Origin of the sequence: Candidatus Vagococcus giribetii, assembly GCF_017316185.1 — a bacterium.
Taxonomy (GTDB): Bacteria; Bacillota; Bacilli; order Lactobacillales; family Vagococcaceae; genus Vagococcus; species Vagococcus giribetii.
Window position 1 is genome coordinate 40,608 of sequence record NZ_JAFLVX010000016.1, and the last position, 23,336, is coordinate 63,943.

Here is a 23,336-nt window from a genome sequence, read left to right on the forward strand (position 1 = left end):
CCTTCATGTTACACGTAGGCTTTATATCTTATCCCATTAATTCTTGGTCTTCATCTTCTGTAAATTGGACCTCAACTGATTTTGTTAAAATGTCAGCATAACTATATGACACTCTTTCAAAAGCATTCTCATCTTGATCTAAGTTTACAATAAAAACAGATGGATATGTTTCTGATAAAATACCGCTGCGTTCTGTTTGTCGTTTTCTACCAGTCTGTGCGACTAATGTAATACGACTACCAACTTTATTTTCTAGTTGCTCTTTAATTGATAAAATACTAGCTGCCATCTAACTCACCTCTCCCATCATTGTACCACAATAATGAAAAAACTTCAAATTTTATCATAACATGATTTCATAATCAACTCTTTTTTTTAATTTTAATTATTTATTCATGTTCTTTTTACTTCTTTATTTGAACGTTTTAGCGAGTTTTGTCCTATCATTGCGCAATTTGATCTTTCAACTTTCTTTTTAAACGACTGTATCCACAAATCACTTTTTTTTCAGGCACGTCTAATTCCTTTGCAATTTGACTAATATCTTTCCCTTCCAAAATGCACCGATAAACCTCTTTTTCGAATTTTGATAACGTAACAGAAAAATTTTCCAAGGTTTCTCGAACAAATATGTACTCTAAACTAGTCCCCGCTCGGTGATCTTCTTCTGCTGGATTGAACCCTTCCCCGTGTAGTTCAATCTGGTTTTCTAAAGAGTCTGTGTAACGATAGATTTGCCTTTTTTGAGCTTCTTGAAACCGAAGCGCGCTGACCACCCAACGTTCAAAATTGATTTTAAAAAACAACCCAAATGTTACATTCTGTGCCGCATCAAAATTAGCTATTGACTGATGACACACAATTCTACCTTCTTGTAACCAATCATCTAACTCATAGTACCTTAAATAATAACGTCTTTTCTGACGTAATACGACTGGTACATATTTTTTGAAGATACTTTCAAAAGCATCTTCACATCCTTCTTTTGCTTGATTTATTAATTCATACTCGTTCATGAAAAGCTCCCCTTCCCCTTGAAAACGTTTTCCTCTATTTATCGAAAAATGATACCACATAATAAAAAAACACGAAAGAGAACGTAAGTTCCTTTCCGTGTTTATTTTGAGTCTAATTCTTTAAATATCTTTTGTAATTTATCCATTTGTGACTTAGACCATGGGCTTTTACGTCTATAATTTTCAAATTGATAATCTTCAGCATGAGCTAATATTTTTTTTTCTGATTCTTTAATAGCTTGATACAATTCTCTTGCTGAAACTCTCAAAGCCCCTCTTGAAAAAATAATCCATTGTTCTGCCATATCACTAGTTGCCACTCGAACGTGGGTCAAAGGGTTAATTCTCAGACTAGCTTCTCGTTCAATATAAGTGTCTGCTGTTTCATCTTCTTTGGTAAAAATAACTGTCACACCAAATTCTTTGTATGTCTTCTGAATACCTGGCACAAGTTGTGCATCAAAGACAACAATAATCTCAATGCCTTCATACTTCGCATAGTTAGACAACATAAAGAGTAAGGCATCTCTAGCGTCTCCTAGTTTGTCTTGCTTCTTTAATTGATTAAGCTTTGGCCAAGCCCCAATCATGTTATACCCATCTACAAATAAAATTTGACGTTTCAATGATTTTCTCCTTTTCTTAGCCTCGGCGTTTACGGTGGACTTCATACATCAACAAGCCTGCCGCTACACTTGCGTTTAAGCTTTGTACATGGCCATCAATTGGGATTGTAATCATTTCGTCCATCTCTTTTTTAAGAGCAGCACCCATGCCTTTTCCTTCGTTTCCAATCACTAAAGCAATATCTCCAGCAACGTTCCATTTAGTGTAGTCCGTGCCTTCCATGTCTGTTCCAAAGAACCAGATATTTTGTTCTTTCATTTTTTTAATTGTTTGGCTTAAGTTAGTTACTCTAGCAACTGGTACATGCTCCACAGCTCCTGTTGATGTTTTAACCACAACTGGAGTAATCCCTACAGCACGGTGTTTTGGAATAATAATACCGTCCACATTAACCGCATCAGCAGTTCGCATGATTGATCCTAAATTATGAGGATCCATGATGCTGTCTAGTATTAAGAAGAATCGACTCTCTTTGTCTTTTGTTTGAGTCAATAACTCATCTAATGACAGATATTCATAAGGCGTAATTTTCATCACAATTCCTTGATGATTTTCTTTATTAGTCATGTCATCTAATTTTGTTTTTGGTGCCCAAACAATAGGCACTGAAAACTCTTTAGCTAAAGTTTTTAATTCTTCAATGTGCTTACTTTTTAAGTCTTCTTGAATAAACAACTTGTTTCCACGTCTTGCTTGTAAAGCTTCCACTGTGGCATGACGACCAAATACCACGTCCTCTAAAGATACTTGCTCCTCTTGTTTACGAGGCTTCTCGTTTTTATTTCTCATTTTTTTCACCTATCCTTTTAATACACCAGTCTACTAATTCATCTAAGCGTTCTTTTTGTCCTGTTAAATGTAAATAACCAATCAAGCATTCAAATCCTGTTGAAGCTCGGTAAATGAAGATTGATGTGTTTTTAGCACTCGTATGACTTTTAGCATTACGACCACGCTTATACATGTTCTCTTCTGTTTCAGTGAGTACCTTTTCTTCAAGCATAGCCTCAATTAAATAATGTTGTGCCTTAGCTGATACATAGTGAGTTGCTAGGCGGTGTAATTGATTGGGTTTTGTTTGACCTGAACGAATTAAAAAGTCACGAATATACACCTCATAAATCGCATCTCCAATGTACGCTAACGTCAGCCCACTTAATAACGAATAATCTTTTTTATCTTCCATTAAATCTTACTCCATCTTGTTCCTTGAGACGTATCTTCAAGTAAAATGCCTCGTGCTTTTAAGTCATCACGAATCTCATCACTTCGTTTGAAATCTCTATTTTTACGTGCTTCATTACGTTCTGCAATTAAGCCTTCTATTTCAGCGTCTAAATCTTCTTTTTCACCTAATTCAATGCCAAAGATAGCCATTAGGGTATTAAGTAAATCAGCACCTTGTGTTAAAACAATTTGTGAGACTTGATTTTTTTCAATATAGGTATTTAACCATTTAACTAAGCTATACACTGCCGTAATTCCATTAGCTGTGTTAAAATCGTCGTCCATCCCTTTTTCAAATTGCTCTTTTATTTGAGTCAATTCATTTAAATACTCTGAATCGTCCTCTAAATCAGGAAGGGCTGTCTCAAGTCTAAATGTCACATTATTTAAAGTGGCTTTGATTTTACTCAAGTTACTACTTGCTTCTTTAATAATAGTCTCATTAAATGGCATCGGGTGACGGTAATGGGTTGTCGCTAAAGCAAAGCGTACCACTTCTGGTGACACTTCTTCCATCAACTCGTGAGCTGTTACAAAGTTTTTAAGCGATTTACTCATTTTTTCACCTGACTCACCTACTGTTAAGTAAGCATTGTGCATCCAGTAATTAGCAAATTTTTTCCCTGTTTTAGCTTCACTTTGAGCAATTTCATTTTCATGGTGTGGGAATTCTAAATCTTGACCACCTGCATGAATATCAATGGTTTCACCTAAATGTTTCGTCGCCATAACAGAACACTCAATATGCCAACCTGGTCTTCCTTCGCCCCATGGGGATTCCCAGGACACTTCGCCTTCTTTAGCTGCTTTCCATAAAGCAAAATCTAGAGGATCTTCTTTCTTATCTTGTTCTGAGCCTGTTCGCTGACTAGCTCCTACTTCTAACTCATCAATACTCTTATTACTTAGTTCACCGTAATGTTTGAAACGACGTGCACGGTAATACACATCACCTTGTGACTCATAAGCATAGCCTTTTTCAATTAAAACCTCAACAAATTCAATGATATCATCAATGTGATCAATCACTCGTGGATGAGAGCATGCTGGTTTCACATTTAATTTACCTGTGTCTTCTGTAAAAGCATCAATATACTTATCAGCAATGTCTTTTGTTGACACACCTTCTTCAATGGCTTGATTAATAATGCGATCATCCACATCAGTAAAGTTTGACACATAATGAACCTCATAACCCTTGTATTCTAGGTAACGACGAACCGTATCAAAAGCAACTGTACTTCTTGCATTTCCTACATGAATGTAATTATAAACAGTTGGTCCACATAGATACATGCGAACTTTCCCTGGTTCAATGGTTTTAAATTCTTCTTTTGTGCGAGTCATTGTATTATATATTTTCATATAAGCCCTTCTTTCCTTACTTATTTTGTTTGACTACCTTAGCTGGTATACCAACAGCTGTTGTATTGGCTGGTATACTTTTCAAGACAACTGAAGAGGCTCCGATTTTTGCGTTTTCTCCTATCTCAATAGGACCTAACACTTGAGCATGAGCTGAAATCAAAGCTCCTTTTCGAATTGTCGGGTGTCTCTTACCACAATCATTACCTGTCCCACCTAGGGTCACTCCGTGATAAAGAGTCACGTCGTCTTCAATAATAGTCGTCTCACCTATCACTAATCCCATACCATGATCAATGAAAAGTCGTCTTCCAATTTGCGCTCCTGGATGAATTTCAATCCCTGTGATAAATCGCCAAAATTGAGCATGGCTTTTAGCTAAAAAGTAGCATTTCTTTTTATATAAAAAATGGGATAATCTGTGGGCCCAAACAGCATGTAGGCCAGGATAAGTGAAAAAAACTTCTACATTTGATTTAGCGGCTGGGTCAAGTCTTCTGACAGTTGCGATATCCTCTTTTATACTCATGAATTCACTTCCTTAACAAACTAAAAACGCCCTTTAGTCACTTGACTAAAAGACGTTTCCACGTGGTTCCACTTTTTTTCGTAGAGAAATAAGCTTCTCCACCTTTTGATTGCTTAACGGGCATCACTCGTTTTTGACTACTTATCTTTCATCAAAACTACTCTAAGAGGCACTTCAATAACACGGTTTACTCGTTTTCACCACCCACGAGCTCTCTATATAACCATGTTATCTACTCTTCTTGTCAACGTATTTTAGTTACTAGATTGTTTAATGTGATCTAATACTTTTTCTTTACCTAAAAGCATAATGGTTTCAGCTAATTCTGGACCATGCATTTGACCACTGACTGCCACACGAATTGGCATGAATAAGTTTTTACCTTTAACCCCTGTTTCTTTTTGAACGGCTTTGATACACGCTTTAATTTCAGCTGCTTCAAAGACTTCTAATTCAGCAATATTTTTTGCAAATGCTTCTAATACTTGAGGCACTGTTTCTCCTGCTAATACTTCTTTAGCAACGTCATCTAAGCTCAATGTGTCATTGAAGAATAGACTTGATAATTCAACAATTTCACCTGCATAGCTCATTTGTGGTTGGTATAAAGAAACTAGTTCTTCTACCCATGCTAATTTTTCTTCACTTGGGTTTTCTTCCACTAATTTTGCTTCTACTAAGTATGGTAAAGCAAGTTTAGCCATTTCTGAGCGTTCAACTTGTTTCATGTATTGATTACTAATCCACTCAAGTTTTTTGTTATCAAATGCTGCTGGTGATTTACCTAAACGATTGGCATCGAACATTTTAATAAATTCTTCTTGAGAGAAGATTTCTTCTTCCCCAACTGGAGACCAACCAAGTAAGCCGATGAAGTTAAACATCGCTTCTGGTAAATAACCTAAGTCGCGGTATTGTTCGATAAATTGTAAAATCGTTTCATCACGTTTACTTAATTTTTTACCTGTTTCAGTGTTAATAATTAATGTCATATGTCCAAAAACTGGTGCTTCCCAACCAAAAGCTTCATAAACCATTAATTGTTTTGGTGTGTTTGCAATGTGATCGTCTCCACGTAAAACGTGAGTAATTTTCATCATGTAATCATCAACTGCTACAGCGAAGTTATAAGTTGGCATACCATCTCGTTTAAGGATAACAAAATCCCCACCAACGCTATCTGATTCGAATGTAATGTTGCCTTTCACTAAATCTTCAAAGCTGTATGAACGGTTTTTTGGTACGCGGAAACGTACAACTGGTGTAATACCTTCTGCTTCTTTAGCTGCTTGTTCTTCTACAGATAAATGAGCACATTTACCGTTATAACGAGGAATTTCGTCACGAGCTTTTTGAGCTTCACGTTCTGCTTCTAATTCTTCTTCTGTACAATAGCATTTATATGCTAAGTTGCTCATTAATAATTGATCGATAAGTGGTGCATAAATGTCACCACGTTCTGACTGACGGTAAGGACCATACTTCCCTGGTTTTTGAGGAGATTCGTCCCAATCAATATTTAACCATGTTAAGTTGTCTAACTGACTTTCTTCGCCACCTTCAATGTTGCGTTTTTGATCCGTATCTTCAATACGAATGATGAACTCTCCATCGTGATGTCTTGCATATAAATAGTTAAATAATGCGGTTCTCGCATTCCCTATGTGTAAATGTCCTGTTGGGCTTGGTGCGTATCTTACACGTACTTTTTTTGTCATGAAATTACCTTCCTTACTCTCTTTTTTCCCATCTATTTGTCACTCTAAATTTTACCCTCATTTGGGTCATTAGTAAAGCTAACTGAACAGGAATACTTCCTTTTTTTACTTAGTTGTTGATTGTGGTTTGTGAATGTGAAGGTTTCGCAAAAATCATGCGACCTGCTGCTGTTTGAAGAGCACTTGTCACCACCACATTAATGCGTTTGTTCATAAAATGCTTACCGTCTTCTACAACAACCATTGTACCATCATCTAGATAAGCTACTCCTTGTTGACGCTCGGTTCCGTCTTTCATTACTAAGACATCCATGGTTTCACCAGGAATCACTACAGGTTTAATCGCATTGGCTAACGCATTGATATTAAACACTGGTACATTTTGGAACTCACTTACTTTATTCAAATTGTAATCATTCGTTACAACAATACCATCTAATAACTTAGCTAGTTTAATCAACTTGCTATCAACTTCTTGAATATCCTCAAAGTCCCCTTCGTACATCTCAACTGAAATATTTTCTTCCTTTTGAAGGGCATTTAAAATATCTAGACCACGACGACCACGGACACGTTTCAAACTGTCCCCTGAATCAGCAATGTATTGTAACTCATACAACACAAAATTAGGAATCAATAACGTTCCTTCGATAAAGCCAGTTTTAGCTACATCATAGATACGTCCATCAATGATAACACTTGTATCTAAAATTTTGTACTGATGATAATTAACTGCTTGTTTCTTATCAATAATTTCCTCAGTGCCTTTTTTAGGTTTAGGTGCAAATAATTTCTTCCACTCTTCGGTTTTGGTTGTTCCAACTTTAAAACCAAAATAACCTAACAGGAGCATAATTAACGCTGGTAACAAGATATTAAGTAAGGCTACTTTTAGTGAGTACAGTGGTATGGATACCAAAGCCCCTAAAAGCAAACCAACAATAACACCAATACTACCAAACACAATGTCTTGTAAGCTTTGCTCCCCAATAAATTTTTCTACTTGTTTAATGGCACTTCTAACATAACGAAACGTAAACATGGAAATAATAATAAAAATAATGGCACCAATCAAGCCGTTCGTCACATCATTGTTCAACCATTGATTACTAGATAAGTTAAATACTTTCCAAACTGTTGGAATTAACGTGACCCCGATACTAAAACCTACTAGGGCCATTACACCATTAAAAATCTTTTTTTGCATCTGTTTTCCTCCTTTCTTATTTAAACACTTTTCTTAATGTCTCAGATACAGTTGAGACACCAATGATTTCAATTCCCGTTGGTAATTTCCAACCTTGTAAATTATTTTTAGGAACATAAATCTTCTTGAAACCTAATTTTTTAGCCTCTTTAACTCGTTGATCAATTCGATTGACTCGTCTCACTTCACCTGTTAAACCAATCTCACCAACGAAACACTCATGAGGGGAAGTTCCTTGGTCTTTATAACTTGAAGCAATACTAACCGCAATAGCTAAGTCAATAGCAGGTTCGTCTAATTTCACACCACCAGCTGCTTTTAAATAGGCATCTTGATTTTGGAGTAACAAGCCTGCTCGTTTTTCTAACACTGCCATAATAAGTGACACTCGGTGACGATCTAGACCAGCTGCTGTTCGATTGGCATTACCAAAAACAGACGGAGTAATCAACGCTTGTACTTCAGCTAAAATTGGTCTCGTTCCTTCCATAGAACACACAATAGCCGATCCAGTAGCATCAGCTAACCGTTCTTCAAGAAACGCTTCTGAGGGGTTACTAACTTCCACCAAACCTTCCTCACGCATCTCAAAAATACCTATTTCGTTAGTTGAGCCAAAACGATTTTTTACAGCTCTCAAAATTCTAAAGGTATGATGACGTTCTCCTTCAAAATAAAGCACCGTATCTACCATATGTTCTAACATACGCGGTCCAGCTAAAGACCCTTCTTTTGTCACATGTCCCACAATAAAAATCGTGATTTGATTTGTCTTAGCAATCTGCATCAACTCAGCTGTGGTTTCTCTAACTTGGCTCACACTACCAGCCACACTAGTGACCTCAGGGTGAATCATCGTCTGAATCGAATCAATCACTACATAATTCGGTCTAATTTGCTCAATGGTTTGCTTTATCATGCCCATATCTGTCTCAGCATAAACATAAAAATCATTGTTTTCTTGGCTTAATCGTTCTGCACGCATTTTTATTTGTTGGGCACTCTCTTCCCCTGACACGTACAACACATGATCGTCTAACTTACTCAGTTGTTGAGAGACTTGAAGAAGCAAGGTTGATTTACCGATTCCTGGGTCTCCCCCAATCAATACCATTGAGCCCGGCACAACCCCACCACCAAGAACCCGGTTCAATTCTTCTAAATCTGTTTGGACTCTCGTTTCTTTTTTAAACACAATTTTATCTAGTTTTTCAGGTTTAGTTGTTTCACCTGTTAAGCTGACACGACTATGACGAGTGGCCTTTTCTTGGATAATCTCTTCCACTAAGGTATTCCAATTACCACAATTAGGACAACGTCCCAAGTATTTAGGCGAGATATACCCACATTCCTGACAAACAAATTCATTTTTCTTTTTTGCCATTAATTCATCTCCTCACCTACTGATTAGTTTGTTCACAAGTACATAAACATTCTAACATACTATTAAGTATTCCTTTTAAAAAAAGAGTAACTTTTTATTGAAGTTTTCCTTATTTTCCAGAAGACCCAAACCCACCTGTGCGATCTATACCAGCTTCATCTCCATCTGCCTTTAAAAAAGGTAAAAAGATTCCTTGACCAATACGTTCCCCTTTTTTGATTACCTTATCTTTCAAACCAAAGTTAATAAACTGAAACATGATATGACCTTCATTATCAGCGTTGTTATAGTAATCACTATCAATGACCCCTACTCCGTTTCCTAGAAGTAAGAAATTTTTCATTGGGTTACTTGAGCGATTACATAGTTGTAAAAATTCTTCTTCTCCCATGTAAGCTTTCACACCTGTTGGTACTAAAGTAGGTTTCACTTGTTTTAACATGGTTTCATCCATGAAAATCTCTTCTTTATTGAAAGCCACTTTTAACGCTGTTGCGATACCTGATTTATAAATAGATGGAATAACTATCTCTTCAGCTGCTTCAAAATCATAACCAGCTGCGTGCTTTGTCGCTCTCTTTGGTAAGTTAATTCCTTCAAATGTTGATACTTTTTCAAAACCTCTAGTTCTCATTTGTCTCTTCTTCCCCTTATTACGTTTTATTTTATCCTATTAATTATACCTAAAATAACAAAAAAAAGGAGATAAAACTATAAAAGTTTTATCTCTTCCTTAAAAACTCATCTCTATTGTTTAGTCGTCTTCTTCATCAAAATCATCTACTTGAATTTGAGTCAGCTTAGTGACTTGTTTTTGACTACCAATCACTAAAGGCACATGCTCAACAATCACATCACTATACTCTAACCCAAACCATCTGGCTGGATCAAAAGCAATTTTTTTGATTGCTAACTTAATTTGCATAACAGCTGTATCAATAGCACTTAACGAAGTCACACGTGTTAACTCTTCACGAATTAAAACAAAAGCAAAATCTCCTACTTCACGTCCCTTAGTTAGCGAGTATTTTTGAGGTTGTTTTGGCAATTTACCTTCTTCCATTAAGTCATTCACAATTTGTCGAATGTAAACATTCACTTCTTGATTCATTCTAAATCCTAAACGTAATTGTACATTAACGATGTAATCCGTATCCATCATATCAACGTAATACTCATTAGTGTATGGCTCATCTGTCACAAACACATTAACAAACCAGTAAACTTTAGCTTTTTTAGGTCGTTTATCCAAGATAGAATAAATAATCTCTTTGCCAATTTGATGCCCTTTAATTTTTGATGTTAAGAACACAATGTTCGTTTGATATTGAGGAATTGATGGGTCTTGTCTTAATTCTTGAAGCTGCTCTTTGTAATCACATAAAGAAATACGGTCGTACTCTCTTTCTTGAATCACATTGCCTCGGTGCCATATAAGCATGATACCAAAAATAAGAAGAGCCATGAATACTGCTACGTAACCACCATGCATGAATTTTGTCGCACTTGAAATAAAGAAGATGCTTTCAATCACGGCAAAGAATGCAAAGATACTATAGGCAAAGACTTTTGGCATACCTTCTTGTAACAAGTAGAAAAGAATTAAGAAGGTCGTCATTAACATCGTAATCGTAATGGCTAATCCATAAGCAGATTCCATATGAGCTGATGTTCTAAAAGTTAATACAATTCCTAAACATCCAATCATTAATAAGGTATTAACAGCTGGAATATAGAGCTGTCCTTTTTGATCTGTAGGATAAATAATCTTAAGTCTTGGTAACAATCTTAACTTGATTGCTTCTGATACTAAGGTATAAGAACCTGAGATAAGTGATTGAGAGGCAATAATCGCTGCTAGTGTCGCAAAGACCACACCTACAACAGTCATTGAATCAGGCATCATTCTAAAGAATGGATTTAATAACTCAATTTGTTGGTACGTTGGGTTATTTTTCACACTAATTAACCAAGCGGCTTGACCAAAGTAATTAAGGGTTAAACACACTTTAATATATGGCCAGCTAACACGAATGTTTTTTCTTCCCGCATGCCCCAAGTCAGAATACAACGCTTCTGCTCCTGTTGTGGCTAAGAAGACACTTCCTAAAATAAAAATTCCCATTTTATTTTCGTCTGATACTAATACATGGAACGCATAATATGGATTTAGCGCTCTTAACACGCTCCAATCATTAGCGAAGTTCATAATTCCCATAACACCTAGGAAAGTAAACCAGGCTAACATAATGGGTCCAAAGGCAGTTCCGACTTTTTGAGTCCCTAAGCGTTGAATCATAAATAATCCAAAAATAATAATCATGGTAATAATAACAATAATATTTTGATCATTGCCAAAGGTGTCATAAAAGATTGGGATTCCTCTTAAGCCTTCAATAGCTGTTGTTACTGTTACGGCAGGTGTTAACACCCCGTCGGCTAAAAGTGCCGCTCCACCAATCATGGCTGGGAACAATAAATATTTTCCTGATTTCTTGACTAAGGTGTATAAAGAAAAAATCCCACCTTCTCCGTGATTATCTGCATTTAAAGCAATCATCACATATTTCACCGTTGTTAATAGTGTTAGTGTCCAAAACACTAAAGAAACTGATCCTAAGATAAAATCAGTGGAAACATTAGCTAAGCCGCCGTTTCCTTCAATAATAGCCTTCATTACATAAAGTGGACTGGTACCAATGTCACCATACACCACTCCCATGGCTACTAAAGCTCCTCCCACTTTAAACGTATCCATATTTTTTTTAGTCAATTCCTGACTCACTTTTTTTCCCTCACTTTCAAGCAAACATTTCCTTTTTTTTATCGTTTATTTTTACTGCAAACACACTGATTATAGTCTCTTTTTTTTAAAAGTCAATCTCTTTTTTTATTAAAAAAATCATTCGTTATTTAACCCAGTTTTAACAACTAACCAGCCTCTTTCTTTTTTAAAGACTCCCTCACTATATAAAGTACGTTTCTTATGACATAATTTATTAATTCGCCTCCTTTTTTCTCTAATTCCTACAGAATGCACTATATACGTGGCAACCTGTCAATAAATGAGTTAAAATCAGTAATAGATTATATAGAAAAAGGAATGTTACCCATGTCTCGTACATCAATTCAATCAGTTAAACGACTAGTCGTTAAAGTTGGAACTAGTTCACTTATTTTACCAAATGGAAAAATCAATTTAAGAGCCATTGATCAAATGGCCTTCACTTTAACCACATTAAACAATCAAGGCTATGAAGTCATTTTAGTTTCATCAGGTGCTATTGGAGCCGGTCTTCACCAACTCGGTCTAGACAAACGCCCTACGACTATTTCAAGACAACAAGCAGTCGCTGCTATTGGTCAATCAGAATTAATTAAAATCTATAACCAACGCTTTCAATATTACAATCAAACATCGGCTCAAGTGCTACTAACACGAGACGTTGTTGATTACCCAGAAAGCCGTAAAAATGTTATTAACACGATTCAAGAATTATTAGAAATGAAAGTTATCCCCATTATTAATGAAAATGACAGTGTTGCTGTAGATGAATTAGATCATTTGACTAAGTTTGGGGATAACGATCAACTATCAGCTATCGTAGCTCATCTCTCAGATGCTGATTTATTAATCATGCTCTCAGATATTGATGGTTTTTATTCAGCTAATCCAAATACTGACAAAAATGCAACCTTATACCACCGCATTACAGATATTACAGATTCCCTTGAAGCTGCTGCTGGTGGTGAAGGTAGTCGTTTTGGAACAGGTGGTATGTCAAGTAAACTAAAAGCTGCAAAACGAATATTTGCCCGTGATAGCCAAATGATTTTAGCTAATGGTGAAGAACCTAGTATTATCTTTGATATTCTAGAAGGTCAGACAATCGGTACTTTATTTGCCAGTTCAACGTATACAGAAGGAGACTAACTTATGACAACCCTAATTCAACTAGGAGAACAAGCCAAAAAAGCTGCTCGCTTTTTAGCTGTGGCAGAAACAAAGGACAAGAATCTTGCTCTTGAAGCTATTGTAGCTCAACTAAAACAAGATGAATCCATTATCTTAGCCGCTAATGAGAAAGACTTAGCTTTAGCAAAAGAAAACAATGTCCCTGAAACCATGATGGACCGTTTATTGTTGACATCTGATCGACTGATGACGATGTGCGCTGACATTGAAAGCATTATCCGCCTAGCAGATCCAATCGGACTTGTGGATAAGATGTGGAAAAATGCTGATGGCTTAACCATTGGTAAACAACGTGTGCCACTGGGTGTTATCGGTATGATTTACGAAGCTCGTCCAAACGTCACCACGGATGCTGCTAGTCTTTGCTTTAAATCAGGAAACGCTGTGATTTTGCGCGGTGGAAAAGAAGCCTTCCACTCTAATCAAGCTCTTGTTACTTCTATGCAAAAAGCCCTTGCTTCTGTTAATTTCCCAGAAGCATGTATTCAATTTATAGCTGACACTCGTCGTGAAACAGCTAAAGATTTTATGACCTTAAATGGTTATCTCGATGTTCTTATTCCTCGTGGCGGTGCTAATTTAATCCAAACAGTAGTCAAAACAGCTACAGTTCCTGTCATTGAAACAGGAACTGGTAATTGTCATGTTTATGTGGACAAAGACGCGGACTTAGAAATGGCATTAAATATTGTCATGAATGGTAAAACCCAACGCCCATCTGTGTGTAACGCGACAGAAACATTAATCGTTCATGAAGCAATTGCTGAAAGCTTTTTGCCTTTATTAGAAGTAGCTATGACGCCGTTTCATGTAGAACTAAGAGCAGACACGCTTTCTAGTCGCTATTTATCAACTAGCATTCCTGCAACTGAGGAAGACTTTAAAACAGAATTTAACGATTTTATTCTAGCAATAAAAACGGTGGCAAGCTCTGAAGAAGCTATTGAGCACATTCAAACCTATACCACACATCATTCTGAGGTGATTGTGACAAACAACTACACCACTTCTCAAAGCTTTTTAAAACAAATTGATGCAGCAGCTGTGTACGTGAATGCCTCATCTAGGTTCACTGATGGCAGTGCTTTTGGTTTTGGTGGTGAGATTGGCATTAGCACCCAAAAACTTCATGCTAGAGGTCCTATGGGGCTTAATGAACTCACTTCAACTAAATACATTATTTATGGTTCTGGTCAAATCAGACACTAAATCAATCAGTCTTCTAACACTCCTTTGTTTTGTTAGAAGACTTTTCACTTTATTAAAGGAACCTTTTTATTTTCTCTCACTCTTTTATGTTAAAATAAAAGAGTTAAATCAGTACAAATTCGGAGGACTTATCAATTGAATATAGCTAAATTTAAAGATTATTTTAAACGAGAAGGCAAATACGGCTTAACAGCCTTTTTAATCCCTTTTCTCACCATGTTTTTCGTGTATTTAAGTATTGGCATTTATTGGGGAAGTGATCGCAGTGTCTTAGCTAGTGATGCTTTTTCTCAGTTTTCCAACTTCCATGCAAGCTTTAACAACGTGCTTCACGGAAAAGAAAGTATTCTCTACACATGGAATGCTTCCTTAGGTCTTAATTATTGGTCCTTAATCTCTTACTATTTAGGTGGTATTTTTACTCCCTTAGTCTTCTTTTTTAATAACCAAAACATTCCTGATGCGCTGTATCTACTAACCTTAATCAAAGTTGGTTGTGCAGGTCTTGCCTTTTGGTATTACGGAAAAGAAACTTACAAAATAGCTCCTTGGTCCATTGTGACTTTGAGTGTGTCTTATTCTTTAATGTCCTTTATTACGGCTCACTCCGAGTTAATCATGTGGCTCGATGTTTTCGTATACTTGCCATTAGTTATTTTAGGGATTAATCGGGTGTTAGAAAAAGGACAATCCAAATTACTTTTTGCTAGTTATTTACTACTATTTATCTCTAATTTTTATTTTGGTTTTATGGTCGGCGTCTTTACTGTTGCTTACTTTTTTGTTCGTCTACTCATTGAACCCAAAGCCTATACAAAACGAATTATTCCTTACTTTGTTACCTCCTTTTTAGCAGGTATTAGTTCTATGATTATGATTTTACCAGCGGTGATGGACCTATCCACAAATGGTGAAACTCTGTCAGAAATGACTAAATTCAAAACAGAAGCCACTGCCTTTTGGGATATCGTGATGAAAAACATGATTGGTGTCTTTGATACCACCAAGTACGGCTCTATTCCTTTTATTTATGTAGGGTTACTACCTTTGATTTTCTGTTTATTCTATTTTGTAACTAAGAAAATAACTCTTAGAGAGAAGCTAGCTTACGGTAGTCTTTTCGCCTTTTTAATTGCTAGTTTTTACATAGAACCACTTAATCTATTTTGGCATGGTTTCCATGCACCTAATATGTTTCTCTTTAGATTTAGTTTCTTGTTCTCTTTTCTAGTCGTTATGCTGGCTGGATACGGGTGGGAATCTTTCACCAAACAAGACAGAGGTCACTTTGTCAGTATCTGTTTAGTCTTACCGATTGTTTTTGTGATTGCCGCACTAACCTCACCAAAGAGTAGTTACGATTACGTGACACCGGTCAATCTCTTAATCACCATTTTATTCATTTTGCTTTATTTAACAGCGATTATTTTCTTCCAATTAAAGAAAATATCCCCTAAGCGCCTAGCCTTTTTATTACTCATTATGGTGACAGGTGAAGCCTTTTTAAATACGTCTTATATGTTAAACGGTATTTTAGATGATTGGAATTACGCATCAAGAAGTCTCTACTCTGAGCCTTATCCTTCTTATAAAAAACTTGTTGATCAAGCAGACAAAGACAACAAAGAAGACTTCTACCGCTTAGAGTCACTGGCACCTATTTCTTCAAATGACAGTTTTAATTATGGCTATAGTGGTGTCAGTATGTTTTCTTCCATTAGAAACAGACACTCTTCTAACTTTTTAAATGACTTAGGTTTTCGTTCAAGAGGTACTAGTCTAAATATTCGCTACCAAAATAATACTTTATTCATGGATAGTTTACTTGGTATTAAGCACAACATTAGCGATCAAATGGTTAACAAATACGGCTTTACTTCAACTTCTAAATCAGGCAAGTATCAACTTTATACCAATGAGTATGCCATGCCTCTAGGAATACTCACTGATGACGATCTTTACAAAATGAAGTTACCTAAAAATGATAACCTAGGTGCGCAAACAGCCTTAGTTAATCAGTTGTCTCACTTAGAAGAAGATTACTTTAGCTTCAAAAAGCCAACTGTTGTCGATACTAACAACACAGATATTATTAAAAAAACAAACAATCACGTTCTCTATAAAGAACAAAAACCTAATGTTGCCAAATCTATTACTTATGATATTTTTGTGCCTGCAGGAAACCAAGCTTACTTGAGTTTATTCCCATCTAACTTCTCTCAGTTAGAAAGTTCAACGGCAACAGTCTTGTCTCAAGGAACGAGCTATAAATCGCAAATTAACATAACTGGTCAGTACTATAACTTGGGTTACTTTGAAAAAGATACAACACTACGCTTTACTTTGGAACTATACGGGACAAAAGAAGTAGAGTTAATCGACCCTCCAGTTGTTTTAATGGATACTAATAAATACCAAAGCGCCATGAAAGAAATCCAACAAAAAGGAGTAGACTTTAATGTGGATAAACGCAAAGCGTCTGCCAAAATCTCTACACCTGAAGATAGTGTCTTAATGACCACTATTCCTTATGACAAAGGTTGGACTGTCAAAATTGATGGTAAAAAAGTCCCAACGAAATCTTTAGAAAAAGCTTTTCTAACCTTTGATGTGCCTAAAGGTGACCATACGATTACCTTGTCCTTCTTACCACCAGGCTTTGTGATAGGTGTTAGTCTCTTCTTCATTGGCCTGTTAGTTTACGGATGCTATTACTACTTTTCAACAAGAAAAAAAGAAAACATGGTATCAATCCCTGAGGATTGATACCATGTTTTTTTATAACCAATTTTTGTCTGATAAACTCTTTGCAATACCATCTTCATCAACGTCTAGCGTCACTTCATGAGCCGCTTTTTTCAGATTATCAGTTCCATTTGCCATAGCAATTTTATAACCTACTGCTTCAAACATAGATAAATCATTATCACCATCACCAAAGGCAATCGCGTCCTGTTTCTCTAAACCTAATTGTTCAAGAACAAAAGAAACAGCTTTTTCTTTATCAATGCCTTTCACTGCAATTTCACCACTTTCAGGTCCGAATAAAGGCACTGTTGAGTGATATAAATGAAAGACCTCGCCAAAAGCTTCAGCAATTTTGGCAAAAGGAATCGTATTATTGATGAAAGAAATTTTATTCACATTACTATGATCTACTTCCTCATTGTCTTGTTTAGCTAGTAATTCATAAAACCACTGTGTTTTTTCGTCCATCTCTTCAAACGAAACACCTTCTTGATCTGCTACTTTTCGAACTTCTTCTTGAATTTTCCTCACACAATTGGTACTACTAAATAGCCCATCATTTGATTCTAAATAATAGCCAATATCATGTTGATGAAAGAAGTCGATAATCTCTAGCACACCTTCTTTTGGCATGGTTTGATGTTTGACGACCTCTTCTCCAATCACAATATAACCACCGCCAGCGCCAATCACGCCATCAAATCCAACGCTCAGTATCTCATCTAGAATTTCTGGTTTTGATCGCCCTGTACAAATAAAGGCTAAATGTCCCTCTTGTCTAAACTTACGAATAGCTTGTTTTGTCGACTCTAATACGACACCACTGCTGTTGCAAAGTGTGCCGTCCACATCAAAAAATGCAATTGTCATCTTACGACTCGTCCTCTCTTTTAACATACTCTCCTTTATTATAAACGAAAGACACGATAAAGGCTAAGAGAACTCAAATGTTCCTTAGCCTTTCGCTATTTTTAAAGCACTTCACCATTAGAAGCGATTACTTCTTTGTACCAATTAAATGAATCTTTACGGTAACGTGTTAGACTTCCTTGTCCTTTATCATCTTGATCTACATAAATGAATCCGTAGCGTTTAGACATTTGAGACGTACCACAACTAATTAAGTCAATACAACCCCAAGTCGTGTAACCCATTAAATCAACACCATCTTTAATCGCTTCTTTCATTTGTTCCACGTGTTTTCTGATGTAATCAATGCGGTACTCATCATGAATTTTTCCGTCTTCTGTTAATTCATCTTTTGCACCTAAGCCGTTTTCGCACACGAATAAAGGAATTTCATAACGGTCATATAATTTCATTAAAGAAATACGTAAGCCGATTGGATCAATTGGCCAATCCCATTGGGATAACTCTAAATGCTCATTTTTAATTGGGCTATCAAATGAACCGGCTAATTCAGAAGCATCTTCACGAGCTTCCGTTACGTGAGACATGTAGTAACTAATTGCTACGTAGTCCACTTTACCAGCTTTAAGAATCTCTTCGTCGCCTTCTTCCATAGCCACATGAATGTTATTATCAGCAAAGTAGCGAGCCATATAACTTGGGTACTCACCACGCGCTTGAACGTCTGGATAAAACATATTCAATTGATTTGATTTTAAAGCTTGTAGTTGGTCTTCTGGTTTTGTTGTTAGTGCATATGATTCGATTTGATTAATCATACAACCAACTTTAGCTTCTGGCATAATCTCACGAGCAGCCTTTACAGCTAAAGCACTTGCTAAAAATTGATGGTGACTTGCTTGATACGTTACTTCTAATTTTTTCTCAGGATCGATTAAATCTTCTAAGATACCTGCTCCTGTGTAAAGACTGTTTAAGTTCATGTTCATCTCATTAAACGTAATCCAATAAGTCACTTTTGATTTGTAGCGATTGAATAACACACGAGCATATTTATCAAATAAAGGAATCAACTCACGACTTGCCCAACCATTGTACTTTTCAGTTAACGCAATAGGCATTTCGTAATGAGACATAGTTACTAATGGTTCGATTCCGTATTTAGCACATGTATCAAATACCTTGTCATAAAAAGCTAATCCTTCTTCATTTGGTTCAGCTTCTAAACCAGTTGGGAAAATACGTGCCCAAGAAATAGATAAGCGGAACGTTTTAAAGCCCATTTCTGCAAATAAGGCGATATCTTCCTCGTAACGATGGTAAAAATCAATCCCCCAACGTTTCGGGAATAAATAGTTCGCTTCGTTTTCTTTGTATTCAGCTAATTCTTTAGACGTTACATTAAAGGTAAAGTTATCCACTTTTCCTGTTGCATAAGGATCTTTATACGCTGCATAATCTGACGTTGACATCCCTTTGCCGCCTTCGTTATAAGCACCTTCGATTTGGTTAGCAGCAGTTGCCCCACCCCATAAAAATCCTTTTGGAAATCCTGTTTGTAATTCTTTCATTAAAAATTCCTCCTATATAAGTTTAGTTAATTTATTTTTTAACTCTATTAGTTAACAACGATTAATATTTCTTCCTTACCACTTGTTACTTTTGAATCACTCTTAATAGCTGGTAAGACATCTAAGTAGTTTGGTGTATTTGTAATCACAACAGGTGAAAACAAACTTAAGCCTTTAGCTTCAATCAACTCTTTATCAAATGTCAGTAATGTGTCTGAAGCAGTCACTCTGTCACCTTGATTGACTAGACGTTTAAAACCTTCACCTTTAAGCTCAACTGTGTCAATGCCCACATGAATCAATACCTCTACACCGGCATCTGAAACAAGGCCAATAGCATGATTTGTGTCTGTTGTCATCGTAATCACCCCATCAAAAGGTGCTACTGCTTCACCTTCACTTGGGATAATACCAATCCCTTTACCCACGATTTCTGAGGCAAATGTTTCGTCAGGACAAGTACTTAATTCTTTCACAACACCTGTTAGTGGTGACAAAATTTGACTAGAAGCTTCTTCAGTAGTACTCACAGAATGTGTTGCTTCTACTTTTGTTTCCCCTGTATCAAATCCTAAAAAGAGAGTCGCGACAAAACCAACAGCAAAACTTGAGACAGCCCCAATCAAGGCAAACAGAAAGTTATTCGTACCACTTTCAATATAAGTCGACATCGCTAAAATACCAGGTAAAGTAAAACTAAAAGTTTTCACTGCAAAGGTCCCAAAAATAGCTCCTCCCACTGCGCCTCCTAGCATACTAGCGTAAAATGGTTTTTTTAGTTTCATCGTTACACCGTAAATGGCTGGTTCGGTAATCCCAAAAATAGCTGGAATAAAAGCTGAAACGGCTACTTGCTTCATTTTTTGGTCCTTAGTCTTAACAATAACCCCAAGAGTAGCACCTGCTTGAGCTAGGTTAGCTACTAAGTTCATAGGTAACAGCATAATGTCATAGCCAAGTTTCCCTAAACTTGTAAAAGTTCCCGGGAAGAAGGCATAGTGCATACCAGTAATAACGATTAGAGGCATTAAGCCACCCATTAGGGCACCTGCAACTGGTCCTGCCACAGTAAATAACATCGTAAAGAAACTTTCTAAATAAGAACCAATTAAATTACCTAGTGGCGCAATAAAAGCTAATAAAATCGGTGCTGTGACAAGTAAACTAATTAAAGGAACAAACACAATGTTTAATGATTTAGGAACTAATTTAGTCGCATATTTCTCAACGTAGCTTAATAGTAAAACGCCTAAAATAATGGGAATTACCGTTGAAGCATAACTATTCATCGGAATTGTTATGCCAATAAATTTCAGACTAGTAATCTCTCCTGCTGCGGCATTTGCCATAAATGTGGGATACATTAATATTCCTGCTAATGCTACTGCTAAGGATTGATTGGTTTTAAATTTCTTAGCGGCAGAAAAAGCTACTAAGAAAGGTAAAAAGTGAAATGTTGCATTTGAAATCGCATCTAAAACAGCATATGTTGAGCTCTTATCTGACAACACATTGAAAAATACTAGCATTGCCATGATTCCTTTAAGTAGCCCACTTCCGACAATTGCTGCTAGAATCGGTGTAAAGATACCTGAAATAACATCAAAAACATATTCGATTGGATTCATTTTTTGATGGCCTTCATTACCAGTTTCACTTAACTGCCCATCAGTTAAACGACTGATTTCTAGATATACATTAGCCACTTCACTACCAATAATAATTTGGAACTGACCACTTTGAAATTGAGCTCCCATAACCCCGTCTAACTCTTTAATAGCATCTAATTGCACTATATTAGGGTTCTTTAAATTAAAACGAAGTCGCGTGATACAGTGCCAATGTTGATTGATATTACTAACGCCGCCAATTTTTTCAATAAGCTCTTTTGCTAATTCTTGATTAGTCATTATTACTCCTGCTTTCCTTTTTAAGTATAGAAAAAAACCTAAACAAAGCCTGTCACTCCGAAGAGATAAAGGTAACTTTGTTTAGGTTAATGCCTGTGTTACGTTACACACCTAATATGATTATTTAGTTTCTGAAACAACTCGCTCAATGTGGATAATCAAGTAAATCATTTCGTCGTCATTGACGTCTAGTTGATACTCTCTTTTTAACATCTCACGAATCATTAAGCTACATGCATAGCTTTTTGGATACTGCTCTTGGATAATATCATATAATTTCTGATTCGTTTCTTGAACCACTTCTTGATTATGAAGCTGACGATTCATAAAGTAACGAATATGTGTGACAAACCGTGAATAATTAAGACTATCCTTTTTCAATGACACATTAAACAAGGATTGAATAATCTTTACCATGCTTTTGGTTATCTTGGTAATCAACATGGTCTCATCCATTGACTCTAAGCCATCTTGAGCGTTAACAAAGTGAAGAGCAATAAAAGCAGACTCCACCTCAGGTAACTTCACCCCTAATTCGTTATCAATTAAAGTCAAAGCTTCCTTACCTAGATTGGCTTCTTCATAATACAAAAAAGGAATCTCCCATTGTAGGGTACTGTCGGCTAATTCTATTCCTTCTTTTTGACGCGAAATAGCACTTTGAATATGATCTGATAATGATACAAGTAAACTTGCACTAAGTTTTTTACCCATTCGCTTTTCACCAAGCTCCATAATAGATTCAGTCACTGCCAACACATCTGGTGTGACATTTTCCATTAAGGCAGAAATATCTTGATTTGCATTTGCTTGAAATACTTTAGTGATTAAAGACTCATCAATCGGGTCATTTTTCTTCTTTTTAAAACCAATTCCCTTACCAAATAAGACATACTCTTTTCTTTGATCATTGTGTGCTAAGACTAAATTGTTATTTAGCGATTTTACAGTAATGTAAATATGATCACTCCCTATACAAAAAAACACCAAACAAAAGAAGCTCCATTGATTACTTCTTGTTTGGTGGTGCCTGATCGTATCAGTTACACTCCGTGTGTTTTATGTAAGTCAACTTTAACATGTCTAGAAAGCGGTGTCAACATTAAAAAAAGAAAAGATTGCACCAAGTTACACACCTGGATACAATCTTTTTAACTCTCTAAGACACACTATCAATGGTTCTTTTCAGCATGTCACTCATTTCTTTATTGTATTGGTCTTTATCGTTAATCCCTGAAATAAAGGCTAGTAATAACTTTTCTAACTCATCGTCTTGATTATCTGCCAGTTGCCATTTCTTTTTATCCTTCTCAAAAATCAATGACACTTTTGTAGCTTCTTTTTTCGTTTGGCCTTTTTCTAATCCCTCTTCATAAGCTAACAATAACCCCGTCTTTTTATTATCACTCGATAAACTAGGGGATTTCATCAACTCACGAAACACAGTCTCTAACGTCTGCTCCACTAAATGACTGTAATCAAATCCATGAATGGTATAAGTTACTTCTACTCTTTTTTTATCTATTTCTTGTGTCTTTAACTCATAACTACTTTTCTTTCTAACAGTCCTCATTAAATCTGTGGACAACTGCTCTTTTTCCGCATCTGTTAAATTATCCACAACGGAATCAAATACATCTGAAAAAGAATCTTCAAACACATTTGTCATTAGCTTCAATTGTTTACTTAATAACTCACCTTCTACAAAAGTTTCCTTAAAAGCCTCATCTTGCTGTTGATAAATAAAATGATCCACAAATAAAGAGCCAACCTCTTCTGAAGTGAGAGCTTTTTTTCCACAAGCGCCAAGAGTCATGACTAAGATAATTAAACTACACAATAGGTATGTTTTTCTTTTCATAAATTGGTCCTTTCACTAAAATTCAAATACACTATATCACAAAACATTGAAAAAACAATGATTTTTGGATACAAAAATCCATATTTCTCTAATTTTATATAAAAGGGGGTTCTTTTGT

The 23,336-nt window shown here is 36.1% G+C and carries 20 protein-coding genes and 1 other annotated feature; of the genes, 3 read left to right on the plus strand and 17 right to left on the minus strand.

All coding sequences use genetic code 11. The features are described 5' to 3' along the window. Positions 1-28: 28 nt before the first annotated feature. The 12 genes from DOK76_RS06180 to DOK76_RS06235 all read right to left on the minus strand — a co-directional run bounded on the left by DOK76_RS06180 (position 29) and on the right by DOK76_RS06235 (position 11,831). Complete coding sequence (locus DOK76_RS06180; protein ID WP_206965851.1) at positions 29-289, minus strand: Veg family protein; 261 nt, start codon at positions 287-289, stop codon at positions 29-31. Between the two features lie 154 nt (positions 290-443). Beyond that, the gene (locus tag DOK76_RS06185; RefSeq protein WP_206965853.1) at positions 444-1,016 is read right to left on the minus strand and encodes a sigma-70 family RNA polymerase sigma factor; all 573 of its coding nucleotides are present in this window, start codon (positions 1,014-1,016) and stop codon (positions 444-446) included. A 101-nt stretch (positions 1,017-1,117) separates the two neighbouring features. After that, the gene (locus DOK76_RS06190; protein WP_206965855.1) at positions 1,118-1,642 is read right to left on the minus strand and encodes an NYN domain-containing protein; all 525 of its coding nucleotides are present in this window, start codon (positions 1,640-1,642) and stop codon (positions 1,118-1,120) included. Between the two features lie 16 nt (positions 1,643-1,658). Then, complete coding sequence (gene rlmB, locus DOK76_RS06195; RefSeq protein ID WP_206965857.1) at positions 1,659-2,432, minus strand: 23S rRNA (guanosine(2251)-2'-O)-methyltransferase RlmB; 774 nt, start codon at positions 2,430-2,432, stop codon at positions 1,659-1,661. After that, positions 2,422-2,829 carry a Mini-ribonuclease 3 gene (locus DOK76_RS06200; RefSeq protein ID WP_206965859.1) on the minus strand — a complete coding sequence of 136 codons (408 nt, stop codon included), beginning with the start codon at positions 2,827-2,829 and terminating at the stop codon, positions 2,422-2,424. The genes rlmB and DOK76_RS06200 overlap by 11 nt, the downstream gene beginning before the upstream one ends. Then, positions 2,829-4,235, minus strand: a complete 1,407-nt coding sequence (cysS, locus tag DOK76_RS06205) for a cysteine--tRNA ligase (RefSeq protein WP_206965862.1) — start codon at positions 4,233-4,235, stop codon at positions 2,829-2,831. The genes DOK76_RS06200 and cysS overlap by 1 nt, the downstream gene beginning before the upstream one ends. A gap of 16 nt (positions 4,236-4,251) precedes the next feature. After that, a complete protein-coding gene (gene epsC, locus DOK76_RS06210) occupies positions 4,252-4,764 on the minus strand; it encodes a serine O-acetyltransferase EpsC (protein ID WP_206965864.1) in 513 nt (170 codons plus the stop codon). Positions 4,765-4,809: 45 nt separating this feature from the next. Continuing rightward, positions 4,810-5,021 (minus strand) — a binding site (T-box leader). Beyond that, the gene (gene gltX, locus DOK76_RS06215; RefSeq protein WP_206965870.1) at positions 5,019-6,482 is read right to left on the minus strand and encodes a glutamate--tRNA ligase; all 1,464 of its coding nucleotides are present in this window, start codon (positions 6,480-6,482) and stop codon (positions 5,019-5,021) included. Its footprint overlaps the feature before it by 3 nt. 109 nt (positions 6,483-6,591) lie before the next feature. Next, the gene (locus DOK76_RS06220) at positions 6,592-7,689 is read right to left on the minus strand and encodes a PIN/TRAM domain-containing protein (protein ID WP_206965871.1); all 1,098 of its coding nucleotides are present in this window, start codon (positions 7,687-7,689) and stop codon (positions 6,592-6,594) included. 16 nt (positions 7,690-7,705) lie between these two features. Continuing rightward, positions 7,706-9,073: a DNA repair protein RadA gene (radA, locus tag DOK76_RS06225; protein ID WP_206965872.1), complete on the minus strand. Its 1,368-nt coding sequence runs from the start codon at positions 9,071-9,073 to the stop codon at positions 7,706-7,708. 109 nt (positions 9,074-9,182) lie between these two features. Continuing rightward, entirely contained in the window at positions 9,183-9,707 is a 525-nt protein-coding gene (locus DOK76_RS06230) for a dCTP deaminase/dUTPase family protein (protein ID WP_206965874.1), read from the minus strand. Positions 9,708-9,827: 120 nt separating this feature from the next. After that, positions 9,828-11,831 (minus strand): KUP/HAK/KT family potassium transporter, encoded by a 2,004-nt coding sequence (locus DOK76_RS06235; protein ID WP_206965985.1) that lies wholly within the window; start codon positions 11,829-11,831, stop codon positions 9,828-9,830. 354 nt (positions 11,832-12,185) lie between these two features. Here DOK76_RS06235 and proB point away from each other — a divergent pair, with 354 nt between their 5' ends. The 3 genes from proB (at position 12,186) to DOK76_RS06250 (ending at position 17,024) form a co-directional block, all read left to right on the plus strand. Continuing rightward, entirely contained in the window at positions 12,186-13,007 is an 822-nt protein-coding gene (gene proB / locus DOK76_RS06240) for a glutamate 5-kinase (protein WP_206965876.1), read from the plus strand. Positions 13,008-13,010: 3 nt separating this feature from the next. Beyond that, positions 13,011-14,258, plus strand: coding sequence for a glutamate-5-semialdehyde dehydrogenase (locus DOK76_RS06245; protein WP_206965878.1), 1,248 nt, complete (start codon positions 13,011-13,013; stop codon positions 14,256-14,258). A 141-nt stretch (positions 14,259-14,399) separates the two neighbouring features. Beyond that, positions 14,400-17,024 carry a YfhO family protein gene (locus tag DOK76_RS06250; RefSeq protein WP_370590102.1) on the plus strand — a complete coding sequence of 875 codons (2,625 nt, stop codon included), beginning with the start codon at positions 14,400-14,402 and terminating at the stop codon, positions 17,022-17,024. A gap of 12 nt (positions 17,025-17,036) precedes the next feature. Here DOK76_RS06250 and DOK76_RS06255 read toward each other — a convergent pair whose 3' ends face one another. The 5 genes from DOK76_RS06255 to DOK76_RS06275 all read right to left on the minus strand — a co-directional run bounded on the left by DOK76_RS06255 (position 17,037) and on the right by DOK76_RS06275 (position 23,218). Beyond that, positions 17,037-17,876 (minus strand): HAD family hydrolase, encoded by an 840-nt coding sequence (locus DOK76_RS06255; protein ID WP_206965880.1) that lies wholly within the window; start codon positions 17,874-17,876, stop codon positions 17,037-17,039. Between the two features lie 101 nt (positions 17,877-17,977). Then, entirely contained in the window at positions 17,978-19,447 is a 1,470-nt protein-coding gene (locus DOK76_RS06260) for a glycoside hydrolase family 1 protein (RefSeq protein ID WP_206965882.1), read from the minus strand. A 47-nt stretch (positions 19,448-19,494) separates the two neighbouring features. Further along, positions 19,495-21,357, minus strand: coding sequence for a beta-glucoside-specific PTS transporter subunit IIABC (locus tag DOK76_RS06265; protein WP_206965884.1), 1,863 nt, complete (start codon positions 21,355-21,357; stop codon positions 19,495-19,497). Between the two features lie 120 nt (positions 21,358-21,477). Then, on the minus strand, positions 21,478-22,344 hold the full coding sequence (locus DOK76_RS06270; RefSeq protein WP_206965886.1) for a PRD domain-containing protein: 867 nt from the start codon (positions 22,342-22,344) through the stop codon (positions 21,478-21,480). Positions 22,345-22,516: 172 nt separating this feature from the next. Beyond that, positions 22,517-23,218: a DUF5105 domain-containing protein gene (locus DOK76_RS06275; RefSeq protein ID WP_206965889.1), complete on the minus strand. Its 702-nt coding sequence runs from the start codon at positions 23,216-23,218 to the stop codon at positions 22,517-22,519. Positions 23,219-23,336 lie beyond the last annotated feature (118 nt).